Origin of the sequence: Bacillus sp. FSL L8-0654, from assembly GCF_038629965.1 — a bacterium.
Taxonomy (GTDB): domain Bacteria; phylum Bacillota; class Bacilli; order Bacillales; family Bacillaceae; genus Bacillus; species Bacillus safensis.
This window is the reverse complement of the sequence record NZ_CP152026.1, coordinates 695,575-708,552: the sequence shown is the minus strand read 5'-3', so window position 1 is coordinate 708,552 and position 12,978 is coordinate 695,575. Positions and strand designations below refer to the sequence as shown.

The window sequence follows — 12,978 nt, the reverse complement described above, 5'->3', positions numbered from 1 at the left end:
TTTCATCATAAATAGCTGTTATTTTACTCCCGTTACCCAAACCATGACATGATCCCTTGGTCTATTTTCATAGGAGAAACTATACAAATCACGACCAATCACTGTAAAATATAGAGGATCTAATCAAAAAATTGAGGTGTTTTCATTGTATACGGATCAAAAAAAATCATTTTGGAAACAGAAAAAAGTCATCATCCCTCTTCTTAGCATCATCGTCGTTGCTGCTGCTTTCTTTTTCTTAAAAGATACTCTTTTCTCAAAAGAAAAAGAGGCTTTAAAAGCCGCTCAAAACTTTACGAAACATATGGAGAAGAAAGACTTTACGAAGCTGGCAGATGAGGTGACAAGTACATCTTTGAAAGCTAATGACTTTTCAAAAAAACAACTAGCCGAAAAATACGACAATATTTTCAACGGCATTGGTGCTTATGATCTGAACATTTCAAAGCTCAACGTTGAAAAACAGGACAAAGGAGATGGGTATCAATTCTCCTATGATGTAACGATGAAAACGTCTCTTGGCAAGCTGCATAAGCTGTCTTACAAGGGCATTCTCACCGAAGAAGATGACAAGTGGAAAGTGGACTGGAAACCAAATCTCATCTTCCCGCAAATGGAAAAAGGAGATACCATCAAGGTCAAATCTGACCCTGCTGTCCGCGGAAACATTGTCGACCGAAAAGGACGTACGCTCGCAGAAACAACTGGTGGAAACGCACTTGGCGTCATCCCAGGTAAGCTCGGAACAGGAGAAGAAAAAGAACGCAATATCAAAAAGATCAGCAAAGCTTTTGATATAGAGGAAGAACTCATCAACAATCAGCTGAAACAAGCATGGGTCACAGACGACACGTTTGTCCCACTCAAATCGATGTTAAAACAAAAGCCAATTCCAAAGGACATAAATGGCGTTACCTATCAAACGAAGGAAATGCGCTACTATCCATATAACAAAGCCGCCGCCCATCTCACCGGATATGTCGGAAAAGCAAATGCGGATGATATCAAAAGAAATCCAGCATTAAAGGCGGATCAAATCATCGGCAAAACCGGCCTTGAATTCACATTTGACAAAAACTTACGCGGACAAGATGGCGGAAGCATTCTCATCGTCCATGATGAAACAGGCATTGAAGAAACATTGCAAAAATCAGCTCGAAAAGATGGAAAAACAGTGAAGCTGACGATTGATGCTTCTTTGCAGAAAAAAGCCTATGATCAGCTGAAAGGTGAAAAAGGGGCCGTCACAATCATGAATCCATCAACAGGTGATCTATTAGCACTTGTCAGCACCCCTTCCTACGATGTCAATCTCATGACAAACGGGATTACACCTAAGCAATATCAGGCATACAGTGAAAATCCAGACCTTCCATTCCAAGCTCGATATGCGAGCCGGTATGCACCAGGCTCCACATTCAAAACCATTACAGCCGCCATTGGGCTGGAAACAGGTGTCACAAAGCCCGACAAAGTGCGTACCATTCATGGACTGAAATGGCAAAAGGATCAATCTTGGGGAAATTATCGCATCACACGTGTTCACGATAAAGAAAAAGTCAATATGGTCGATGCCCTTGTGTACTCAGACAATATTTATTTTGGACAGGAAGCACTCGAAATCGGCAAAGACACCTACGAGAAAAAAGTGAAAGCATTTGGATTTGGCGAAGACTTACACATGCCATTTACAATGAAGCCTGCACAAGTATCAAACGATGGTATTCAATCGGATATCTTACTGGCTGACTCGGCGTATGGCCAAGGCGAATTACTCATGTCACCGATTGAACAAGTACATGCCTATTCTCCATTTGCCACAGGAGGCAAGCTTGTCTACCCTCGAGTGATTCAAGATGAAAAAACAGCATCACCAAAACAAATCATCAAAGAAGGCTCGGCAAACACAGTGAAAGACGCATTGACTAAGGTCGTGACCAGTCCAAACGGAACAGCCCACTCCTTACAAATCGAAGGAGCGGATATTGCCGCTAAAACGGGAACGGCAGAATTAAAAAGCAAACAAGGTGCAACAGACGGCACTGAAAATGGATTTTTACTTGCGTTTAATCCTAAAAAAGAAGATTACGTCCTCGTCGGCATGATCGAAGGGGTGAAAAACCGCGGCGGCAGTGGACTCGTCGTTCAAAAAATGAAGCCTGTCATTGCTTCTTTTTACAAATAACTCTTTAGAGACACAAGCTCAATCAAATGCTTGTGTCTCTTTTTTTCTAAATCATGACAATTTGCTATTGTTTTATAGTTCACCTTATGAATAAAATGAGAAGAATGCAAAAAACAGAAAACAGATAAATGAAGGGAGGAAGTCTCATTGGCCATTGCTGCTCGTACAAAGGATAAACCTCAACATTCTGTTACCGGCTCAACGGTTTATCCCATCTTATTGATTATTGGTATTTGTCATATGCTGAACGACACATTACAAGCCGTTATTCCTGCGATGTTCCCTATATTGGAACGCTCAATGGGGCTGACCTTTACACAATTAGGGCTGATTGCTTTTACATTAAATATGGTCTCCTCCGTGATGCAGCCAGCTATTGGGTGGTACACAGATAAACGACCGATGCCTTATGCACTTCCGATTGCTTTATTTTCAAGTGCTGTCGGTATATTCGGACTCGCGTTTGCTCCGTCGTTTGCCACCATCCTGCTTTGCGTTGTCTTTATCGGACTCGGCTCTGCGATCTTCCATCCAGAGGGCTCCCGTGTTGCCAACATGGCAGCTGGTCCAAGACGAGGTCTTGCCCAGTCCATCTATCAAGTAGGCGGGAATACAGGTCAAGCCTTTGCTCCGCTTATCGCTGCATTAATGCTCGTCCCGCTCGGTCAGACAGGCGTGGCTTGGTTTACGATTGTTGGAATGTTGGCGGTTGGTTTCCTTCTTTATATTTCAAGATGGTACGCAGGAAGGCTTCAAACCATTCGGGCCGAAGCGAAAAAAGCTCCTGCAAAAGCTGTCAGATCTGATATTCATCGTAAATCAGCACTCATTGCACTTGGCATTATCGTCTTTCTCATCTTTGCCCGCTCTTGGTATGGAAATGCCATTTCGAATTTCTATGCGTTTTATGCGATTGAACAATACGGTTTGACGATTAAAGAATCACAGACTTATATCTTCTTATTTCTTATTCTTGGTGCAATTGGGACATTTTTAGGCGGGCCGCTTGCAGACCGCTTTGGCAAGAAAAACGTGATTTTAGTTTCCTTATTGGCATCCTTCCCGCTTGCCCTGCTGCTGCCATTTGCCGGACCGGTTTTTGCTTATGTTTTACTCGGACTGATTGGGCTCATTTTGACATCAAGCTTCTCTGTCACCGTGGTTTATGCCCAAGAACTATTTCCCGGGAAAATTGGCACAATGTCTGGTTTAACTGTTGGGCTTGCGTTTGGTATGGGTGCAATCGGATCGGTTGCCCTCGGTTCATTCATTGATGCCTTCGGCTTAACGCCTACCATGATCGGTGTTGCCTTTTTACCGATATTAGGCATCCTAGCCTTCTTACTTCCCAGCGACCAAACCATCTCCAAATGGAATGAATCATAAAAAGAAAACCGCTCAATAAATGAGCGGTTTTTCATCTCTCATAAAAATGCGTATCAGGAACATGCTTCCTTGCAATAAATCCTTGCTTAAATTCTGGAAATACCTTTTGCACCTGCTTAATCTTTTGATGAACCAAGTCGGCATACGGAATATACAAATGATCCACAAGCTTCTGTTCTTTCATATAATAATACCAATTAAGGTTAAAGGTATTCTCGTCAATGATCGTAAAGGCAGAAAAATGATAGAACAAGAGTGGACATTCGTCGAGATACATATCTCCTTTTACAACTGAAAGCTTGTAGTTTTCAATGTTCCAAATCGCCGCATTGGCTCCTTTAGATGCAACGATATGAACCCCTTCAAAATCATCAACCCATCTTTCCACATACCGCTGATCTCCGTACGTCTTTTTTTCTGTATCCATTTCTACTGTACAATGGGCAAGACAGTTTTCTTTCCATTGCGTGACTGCCTGTTTGGCAACATCTGTGTTACGGCAGCCTACAAACCCAGTATTAAAGCGGCCAGACAACTCATAAAAATGATAGAACCGCTTGGAATTCATATGATCCGTCAAAAATAAATGAGCGCTTGGATTCTCTGCAAAAATCGCCTCTGGATCATGATAAAAATACAAATCCGTATCCAGATGGGCAAGATAATCTGCATCTGAGGACTCAAGAATGTTGAGCAGAAAAGCAGGCTTTAATGTCCAGCAATACTCATGAAACGTTCGATCTTCTTTTGCCTTCCGCAGCGTATCATCTTCAATGTTCTCAAGCTGTTCATATTGAACATGCTGGTGAGGGAACTCCTTTAATACCTTATAAGCCAAAGGGTCTGCACATAAAACGGAAAGCTTGAAGGCATGCGCGTTTTGTTCAAGCGAATGAATCAGCGCCAAAAGCTTAAAAACATGGGTATTCGACACAATGGTTGTAAAGTGATAAGACGCCATTTACAACACATCCACTTGGAACAAATCAACGCGCAACAGCTCTTTCGTCAGCCCTTGAATGGCTTCTACAAGCACCATGCAGCCATACTCCTCACGTGCAAGCTGCGCCGCTTCTGCCAGCTTTTTCAAAGGAACATGCTTGGCTGTCAACATATCTTTTTTATCCCGTTTGATGCCTACATTCCGTTCTGTGATCAAATGAAGCAGCTCTAAAAAATAGGATAACAGGTCATCAAATGCTGGATTCTCACGCAGCTGCCGAACTTCTTTCACAATATCATTTGTCACAGTGTGAGAAAACGGACCAGAGAAAGCCAAGTGGACATCAATGGAATCAATATTGTTATACTTCTCACACATATACAAAATGTTGTATTTGATGTCATCAAATGACGTTAAATTACTTGGATGCTCTTGATGCACACTCATGATATCCTCTCGCAATTCAAAGGAGAGACCAAGCTGATTCAATCGAATCCCTAAATCATAATCCTCAAATCCGTACCGAACGATATTTTCATCAAACATCCCTAGTGCCATGACATGCTTACGTTTAACAGAGGAGTTATTTGTAATAAAAAATCGCCATGGCAGCTCATAAGAACCTAAATCATAGTGGTACGTTTCCAAAATGTCTTTCAGAATATCAATAAACTCAGACTGCAAATCGAAGCTTTTCTCTAAAAATGCACCATTTTCGACTTCTTCCAATGATAAAAGAGGTGTTTTGTCCTCCATTTTCCGTTTATACAGTCCTTGCTTTTTCAACCGCTTCATATGATCCTTATCAAACGCTTTGTAAAAATAGCGATAAATCCGCTTCCAGCACACACCGCAAATGACAAGATCCTCCCTGTCAGCATGAGCCTCTGCATGCTTTTGAATAAATCTCGGTTCTGCCAGCATATCACTGTCATGAAAAATGAGCAGATCTCCCTCCGCCTCGCGAATGGCATGATTACGCCCCTTTGCAATCCCTTGATTGACAGGAATACGCACCTTTTTAAATGGGAAGTTCACCTCAATATTCTCGAGCATTTCCATCGTGCCATCCGTTGAGCCATTATCGGCAACAATGACCTCAAATGGAATATCTGTTTCCTGAAGCGTTAATGAAAAAAGGCTTCCTTCTAAACGCTCTTTGGCATTATAGCTTGGAATAATGACGCTTACCTTTGGCTTTTCGTTCATGCGTCATCCTCCTCCCGTTTGGCATAGCCGTTAAACAGCGGATCGACCTGCTCCACAGATTCAATCACATGGCGAAGCACTTGCCGATAGGCTTCTTGGAAAAACGGCAGGTCATTTCGTCCTTTTTCATGAATTTGCTGCATCTCATCCTTGCTCACAATCCGAAAGCCGCTGTAATGATAGCAAATGAGCGGGTGCCCATCCTCCAGAAGAATACGTCCATTCTCCTCCCGATAAGAATGCTGCCCATAGTTCCAATGACCAATATTCACGCCTTTTGTCTCAATATCTTCTACTTTGTCAAACAGCCTCGGCATATGATCTAGATATCCTTGATCGCCAAACTTGCCTTCTCCCGGTGCATTTTTACATTCTTTTAAGCATTCTTCTTTCCACCAGCTGAGGCATTTTCGTCCGGCTTCATCTCCTTTAAAATGCAGAAAACCTGAGTTATAGCGTCCTAAAAGCTTCTGAAGCATCTTCACTTCCTCTGCATCAAAGCTTGGAATGACAATATCCCCTCTCGAAATTAAAACAGAAGCATTCGGCTGATGTTGAAAAATCACCTGAGGGCTCTCATAAAAGAACAAATCCGCATCAAGATAGGTCACGCTCTCTGCCTGCTCCTGTTCAAATAACCACTCAATCCAAATCGGCTTTAAGGTCCAGCAATATTCCGATGCATCCCGTTCCTCTTTTTTCTCCAGCAGCTCTGGTGTTTCGAGCTCCCGTACATGAACAAGATCCACATGCGGAAAATTCATTTGATGAAGCAAATCAAATGCAGCATCATCCATGCATAACGTCTTGATGACAGCATCATCTTCTACTTGCTTCAACGATAAGAAAAACGCAATGGCTTGATAAAGTCTTCCACTTGAAAGAACCGTACAATATATGCTGTTCATCTTTTTACACCTCTATTTTTGAAAGAATTCGCGGTACCATTCAATCGTCTTCTCTAAGCCTTCATCAATGGAGTAATCAGGCTTCCAATCAAGCAGCTTTCTCGCTTTCTCTGCTGACAAATATTGATGCTTAATTTCATGTGTTCCTTGGTTGAGAATACGAGGCTTCAGTTCACTTCCCATTGCCTTTAAAATCTTATCCACAAGCTCTAGCACTGTCAGCTGAATTTCGTTACTAAAGTTAAAGGCTTCTCCCGCCAGCCCTTTTTCCTCCATCTTCTCAGCTAGCAGTAAATAAGCCTTCACTGCATCTTCAATGTAGAAATAATCACGAATAAATGTCCCGTCACTTCTAATTTCCGGCGCCTTTTCTTCTAACACAAGCTGAATGGTTTGCGGAATGATTCTGTTGAAATTCAAATCTCCGCCTCCATATAAATTACCGCATCGTGTAATACAAACCGGAAGACCATATGTGTTGTAGTACGTATGAGAAATGAGATCTGCACAGCTCTTCGAAACATCATACGGATGTTTCCCGTTTAACGGCATGTCTTCATCGTATGGCAGCTGCTCTTGATCACCGTAGGCTTTGTCACTTGATGCCACGATCACTCGTTTGATCAGCGGCTGTCTTCTGCATGCCTCCAGTACATTCCATGTCCCTAAAATATTCGCTTCAAATGTAGAAACAGGATGTCTATTTGCGACCCCAACAATGGCTTGGGCAGCCAAATGGAAGACGGTGTCAATTTCATATTCTCCTAACGCACGTTCAATCGTCTGCATATCCTCTAATGCGCCTTGCACCACATTCATTTTTTCAAACTGACTGCCTTGATATAAATTCGATCGAGGCACCTGATCACGCACAAGTCCAGTCACGTTTGCCCCTTGATCAATCAATTCCTTAACGAGATAGCTCCCTAACAGCCCTGTACACCCAGTTACAAATACGTTCTTTCCATTCCAAAATCCGCTCATGCTGTCACCAAACCTTCCATGGTTGTTTTCCATCTGTCCACATGTCGTTAATTTCCTTCAGGTTTTTATACGTATCAATTGCTGTCCAAAATCCGTGATGCTCATAAACGGCAAGCTCTCCATCATCCGCCAGTTTTTGAAGAGGCTCCGCTTCAAACACGCATTGGTCATCATCTGTCAAATAATCAAATACCTTTGGAGACAACACAAAAAATCCTCCATTGATCATCCCGATACTGTCTGTCTTCTCAGAGAAGGATTGTGCCATCCCGTTATACACCTTCAGTGTCCCGTACTGGGACTTCTTTTCAATGCCTGTGACAGTCGCAGCTGCTCCAAGATCCTGATGACGTTTCAGCAAATGAAACATATTGATATTGGCCAGTCCATCACCATACGTCATCATAAAGGTCTCATCACCAATGTAATCCTGTGCCTGCTTTAAACGTCCGCCTGTCATCGTATCTTCACCTGTATCTAAAAAGGTGATTTTCCAGTTCTCCTTTTTCCCTAAAAGCTTCATTTCTCCTGTCGCCATATCGAGCTGCATGCTGTGATGCTGCCAGTCGTAGTTCAGAAAGTACTCTTTGATCTTCTCTCCTTTATATCCAAGCAATAGGATAAATTCGTCTACACCGTAATACTGATAGATTTTCATAATATGCCATAGAATAGGCCGATCTCCGATCATAGCAAGTGGTTTAGGAAGCGCTTGTGTGACCTCACTCATTCTCGTTCCCTTTCCTCCGCAGAGAATGACTGCTTTCATCTTCTCCCCTCATCTCTCTATGAAGATTTTTTGATTAAAAACCCTATCTTTATGCGGAAAGTCAGTACATGTACCCCCATACTTTGTCCGACATCAGGTTTTGAATCTACTCTATTCATATGTCGAAATGAGAGAGTGTGCCACCTAGCATTTAACTATTTTTACAAATAAAAAAAGAGCGAGATTCATATTCTCGCTCTTCCAAAGTTTAAATTGTATATTTTCAGGGTAGATGGTATGATAAACATGTGCATAACCAGCACAAACAGCCTCTTTCTACAAAGAGACTACTAGATTGAATGAATTCAAGTGGCAGCTTGTTTCATTCTCAATATGAATTACGGAGGTGAATTCCCTTGGCACAAAACGTTCTTTGTGAAGTGAACTCTTGCCGTTTTTGGGCTGAAAACAGCTGTACCGCTTCTACCATTAAAATCGGTAAAAACACGATGACTGAAGTGACTCGCAATGCTGAAACTGATTGCGAAACATTTGAAACAAAATAATATTTTTCTCTGAGATGAAGGAACTGGCAGGTTCCTTCTTTTCTTTTACCATTCTATCAAGAATGATAATTATTATCAAGTGTTTTTCAATAAACATTTCTCGGGAAATAATGACACGATATTTCTCCATTCGTTGACGATTTTCACTCCTTTTTCTATACTCAACATATCCGAAGAAGAAAAAGTGGTGACCAATCAATGGATTTTACGATACGTTTTCTATCATTCTTTGTCGTGGAAATCGAAGGCAAAGATGAACAAGCAAATAAACGATTTAAACATTATCAAACACTAGATCAAGAGGAATTTGAACAAAGTGAGCTGAAGGACTTTTTAGACGGTGAACTGAAAAAAATCGTCAAACGAAAAGTGGACCGACACCCTAAATCTGAACAAGTACCGACCAAAATTGGCCGATTTATTGTAGAGCCTGGTCATGAGCTTGATTCAAATCCAAACTACAACCTATTTCATCAAACGAGATTTGCAGATACAAAAGAATTGTTTAATGAATGCAGTGAACAGTTTGTTCGCACATATTTAGATACAAGTGCTGTCAGAGGCGGCGTTTTTTTAGTTGCTTCTGCTGTTCCTAAAAAGTATTTCGATGATTCCTTTGTCTTTATTATGAAATGCGATTTCGAACAAAAAGTGGCTTCTATCGCTGATACATCTACCTTGATTAGAAAAGTCGAAATGGCTATTACGACAAAAAACATGAAATCGATTCAATACCCGTTTATGCCAGAAGAGGGAATGACTGAAGAAGCTGAAGTGAAAATTCACCAATCTTCACACGCTCGTTATTTTGAAGACTTTTTGAAGTTCGTCGAATACGGTGAATCCATGCCTGAAATCATGAAATCACAGGTTATGAATATGGTACAGGAACAGGTTTTTGAAACATTACAGGATGAAAGTGAAGAATTAAAGCAGTTTGAAGAGGATCTTGAAATATGGGAAGCGAGTGAAAAGCGAGAAATTAGAGAAACACTCGATACAGAGCAGGTCACACAAGCGGCCTCCCATATTGTTGAACAAACCCCTGATATCACAATGAAAATGCGTCTAGGCGAAACGGAAATCAAAGGTCTTCTAGCAGACTTTGGCCACTCGATCCATATTGCAAAGCTCAACAATCGATATGTCGTGCTCGTTGAAGCAGATCAAATCGTCTTCGAAAAAGGAAGCACACCTGTTGAGTTTCATAAACCAAATGGGTTAAAAGAGGTGGTCAGCCAGCTAACGCAAAAAGCCTATGATTCAGATCTAGAATAAAAAAACACGACTGCCTCTTGCATTCAGCGCATGAGGCAGTTTCTTTGTATAACGCTTGATTATTAAGCTGGATCAGAAGTAACATGCAGCTCCCTGCCTCTTGCCCACATGCTGACAAGCAGTAAGCTTATGATGAGCATCAGCCAAAAGACGCTGCTTGATCCAAAAAACTGAATCATCGTATACCCGCACAAGGGTCCTAAAGCCGCTCCCATATCTTGAACAAAGGAATAGCTTGCGAGGAAGCGGTTTTTATCTGTTTGAGCAGACGCTTTTTGAAAAGCAAGCGTATCCGTTAATGTCGTTAAGATTGTTGAGAGCAGCTGGATCAAAAGCAGCATCACAAGAAACCAGCCGCTTACCTTCAGCATGACCGCCAGAAAACTGAGACCTCCAAATGAAAGAAACATCCAGCAAAGCGTTCGTTCCTTCATCACAAGCCCATCAAACCACCTGCCCGTTTTCGGTGCGACAAATGGTTCCCATCCCCATCTGAGCGCTTGAATGATTCCACTTAAAGCCGAAGCTCCGATGACAAAGCCGAACAGAGCAAATTCTCCATGACCGATCCTTGCTTCAATGACATGGCTGAGGGTTGATGCGAATAAGCCTTGTATCACAAGTGCGATCAGCATACCTGTCATTAATACTTTTACAACATCCCGTGCAAGCCACCTCTGTTTGATGACTTGATACACCTGCCCCTCTTCTCCCTTTTCAATCTCATCCAAAGAGACATAAAAAATGATCCCTAGTAATGAGAGTAAACCAAAAACAAGCGTCATGGACTGGAAGCCGATCAGGCTGGCGAATATTCCGCCAAATAACATGCCGAATAAACTGCCAAGCCGGTAAAGCCCATTATAAATGCCCGTATAATGCCCTTGAGAGCTTTCCTCCATCTCAGCAATTAATCTCATTCCACTCATACGCAATAACGTCCATGCCAGCCCCCAAGCGCAGCGGCAAATCAGCAGCAGCCAAAAACCGCTCACACCATAAAGCACTGTGGTCACTGATGCAATCAAAATAGCGATCAATACACCGGTCTTCATTGGGACAAACCGATAAAGCCACCAAACGACAGGTGTTAGCGGGATGCGGATGAATCGGTTAATGGACAGCAGCAGCCCGACCTCCCAAATAGATGATAAACCAACCTCTTTCCAATAGATCGGAAGAACAATATAAAGCATTGAATCCCCAATCAGTGCAAATGCTGTGATAAGTGATATTGACACCACTTGCTTTTGACGATGATCCATTTTCCCTTCCCCCTTCGCTATCTTTACAATAAGGGATGCCTTATAATAAATCTAATGAATGTTTTTGATTAAACCATCAAAATAATTGATAGGTGGTGCAAAGTTGAATTTACATGCCCTACGGATTTTTGCAAAGGTCGCAGAGACAAAAAGCGTTACACAAACAGCAGACGTGCTATCTTTGACACAGCCAGCTGTGACGGCTCAGCTTAGAAGCATTGAAAGTGAGATCGGTTTCCGTCTTTTTAAACGAAATGGCAGAGGCATTACACTTACGGAAATGGGGAAAATTCTATACCCTTATGCCCGGCAAGTGTTCGAGGCTGAAAAAGAAGTAGAATATCAGATCACACTTTTACAAAACGGAAAAAAGGGGCGGCTCCGCATCGCTTCTACCTATGTACCACTCAACTTTTTACTGCCAGATTGGCTTGCTGCTTTTAAAACATCTTCACCACAGACAGAAATTGAATTAAAAAGCGGAAACTCCGCTCAAGTTTTAGAGAGCCTGCTTCAATATGAATCAGATGTAGCCATCGCTGTGATCGAGGATTTGCACCATGAGGAGATTCTCACTTCTCATTTAACGAATTTAAGCTATGATTTTATTGTGCCGGCAGACCATCCGTTAAACGGAAAAACGGTCCCGCTGGAGCGCCTGAGTCAGGAGCCTTTTTTGATGCGTGAAGAAGGCAGTTCCACAAGAGATAAGCTCTTTTCTCTTTTTACCTCGAAAGGAATCAAAAAACCGACCGTTGATTTACAATTCAGCGGTGTTCATGAAGCGATTCAAATGATCAAAGCTGGATATGGCATCACACTTGTTCCCCGTGATGCGGTTCACGGCAGTCTCAAGCGGCAAGAAATTGGGCGCGTGTACATTGAAGGCATTGAGATCGTCAGACCGGTTGTTGTGTGCAAACGGGCGAATGATCTTGAAGAAAATAGAACCGTGGATGCCTTCCTGCAAATGAAAGGTATCGGTCCATTTACTTCGCCTGCTGCCAATTAAAAAAGTGCCTGCTTCTGAAACAGGCACTTTTTTTCTCTATTCAGCTGGCTGCACGATGTCAAACGGTACAGCTTTTGAGGCTTTCACCAATTGTTCTGGGGTGATGAGGATTTCATTTCCCCATTCGCCTGCCCCAACACCTAATATTTCCTCTTCTAATAACGAAGCCTCAATAATGGTGCGGAATCCTTCTGGCTGCCAGCAAAACGGCGGAATCGAACCAATTCGATAGCCCGTCACTTCAAGAACCTTTTCCGGTGAAGCCATTTTAATATTACGGGAGCCGGCCGCTTTCTTGAGTTTCCCTGACTTAATATGCTGGTCAGCGCCAACCATCACAAGCAGCTGCTCCCCTTCTCCTGTTTCAAAAATCAATGTTTTAATCATTTGTCTTTCACGAAAACCAAGAGCTGCTGCTACATTTGCTGCACCCTTTTCTGTTTCGGCAGAAAATGTTTTGACCTCATATGGGATGCCATGTTTGTCCAAAAAGTCATGTGCCGGTAATTTTTTCAATCGATTGAACCCCTTTC

At 42.3% G+C, this 12,978-nt stretch carries 12 protein-coding genes; 5 read left to right on the top strand and 7 right to left on the bottom strand.

Features of this window, described 5'->3' with window-relative positions:
* The first annotated feature begins 145 nt into the window (after positions 1-145).
* A complete protein-coding gene (locus MHH65_RS03500) occupies positions 146-2,185 on the top strand; it encodes a penicillin-binding transpeptidase domain-containing protein (protein WP_024426655.1) in 2,040 nt (679 codons plus the stop codon).
* 147 nt (positions 2,186-2,332) lie between these two features.
* Positions 2,333-3,571 (top strand): MFS transporter, encoded by a 1,239-nt coding sequence (locus tag MHH65_RS03495; protein WP_024426656.1) that lies wholly within the window; start codon positions 2,333-2,335, stop codon positions 3,569-3,571.
* A gap of 31 nt (positions 3,572-3,602) precedes the next feature.
* Here the strand turns inward: MHH65_RS03495 and MHH65_RS03490 are convergent, their stop codons facing one another.
* From MHH65_RS03490 to rfbF, 5 genes are read right to left on the bottom strand one after another with little or no spacing between them, the layout of a single operon-like run.
* Entirely contained in the window at positions 3,603-4,532 is a 930-nt protein-coding gene (locus MHH65_RS03490) for a putative nucleotide-diphospho-sugar transferase (protein WP_024426657.1), read from the bottom strand.
* On the bottom strand, positions 4,533-5,723 hold the full coding sequence (locus MHH65_RS03485) for a glycosyltransferase family 2 protein (protein ID WP_024424576.1): 1,191 nt from the start codon (positions 5,721-5,723) through the stop codon (positions 4,533-4,535).
* Positions 5,720-6,631 carry a putative nucleotide-diphospho-sugar transferase gene (locus MHH65_RS03480; protein WP_024426658.1) on the bottom strand — a complete coding sequence of 304 codons (912 nt, stop codon included), beginning with the start codon at positions 6,629-6,631 and terminating at the stop codon, positions 5,720-5,722. The genes MHH65_RS03485 and MHH65_RS03480 overlap by 4 nt, the downstream gene beginning before the upstream one ends.
* Before the next feature lie 12 nt (positions 6,632-6,643).
* On the bottom strand, positions 6,644-7,615 hold the full coding sequence (locus tag MHH65_RS03475) for a GDP-mannose 4,6-dehydratase (protein WP_024426659.1): 972 nt from the start codon (positions 7,613-7,615) through the stop codon (positions 6,644-6,646).
* A gap of 4 nt (positions 7,616-7,619) precedes the next feature.
* On the bottom strand, positions 7,620-8,384 hold the full coding sequence (rfbF, locus tag MHH65_RS03470; RefSeq protein WP_024426660.1) for a glucose-1-phosphate cytidylyltransferase: 765 nt from the start codon (positions 8,382-8,384) through the stop codon (positions 7,620-7,622).
* A gap of 356 nt (positions 8,385-8,740) precedes the next feature.
* Between rfbF and MHH65_RS03465 the strand changes: the two genes are divergently transcribed.
* Positions 8,741-8,890, top strand: a complete 150-nt coding sequence (locus MHH65_RS03465) for a DUF1540 domain-containing protein (protein WP_073204211.1) — start codon at positions 8,741-8,743, stop codon at positions 8,888-8,890.
* A gap of 198 nt (positions 8,891-9,088) precedes the next feature.
* Positions 9,089-10,168 (top strand): DUF3900 domain-containing protein, encoded by a 1,080-nt coding sequence (locus tag MHH65_RS03460; RefSeq protein WP_024426661.1) that lies wholly within the window; start codon positions 9,089-9,091, stop codon positions 10,166-10,168.
* 62 nt (positions 10,169-10,230) lie between these two features.
* On the opposite strand, the gene MHH65_RS03455 is transcribed toward MHH65_RS03460, so the two are convergent.
* On the bottom strand, positions 10,231-11,433 hold the full coding sequence (locus MHH65_RS03455) for an MFS transporter (protein ID WP_024426662.1): 1,203 nt from the start codon (positions 11,431-11,433) through the stop codon (positions 10,231-10,233).
* Positions 11,434-11,536: 103 nt separating this feature from the next.
* Between MHH65_RS03455 and MHH65_RS03450 the strand changes: the two genes are divergently transcribed.
* Positions 11,537-12,445, top strand: coding sequence for a LysR family transcriptional regulator (locus MHH65_RS03450; RefSeq protein WP_024426663.1), 909 nt, complete (start codon positions 11,537-11,539; stop codon positions 12,443-12,445).
* 36 nt (positions 12,446-12,481) lie between these two features.
* On the opposite strand, the gene MHH65_RS03445 is transcribed toward MHH65_RS03450, so the two are convergent.
* Positions 12,482-12,961, bottom strand: a complete 480-nt coding sequence (locus tag MHH65_RS03445) for a YbaK/EbsC family protein (protein WP_024426664.1) — start codon at positions 12,959-12,961, stop codon at positions 12,482-12,484.
* Positions 12,962-12,978: the final 17 nt, after the last annotated feature.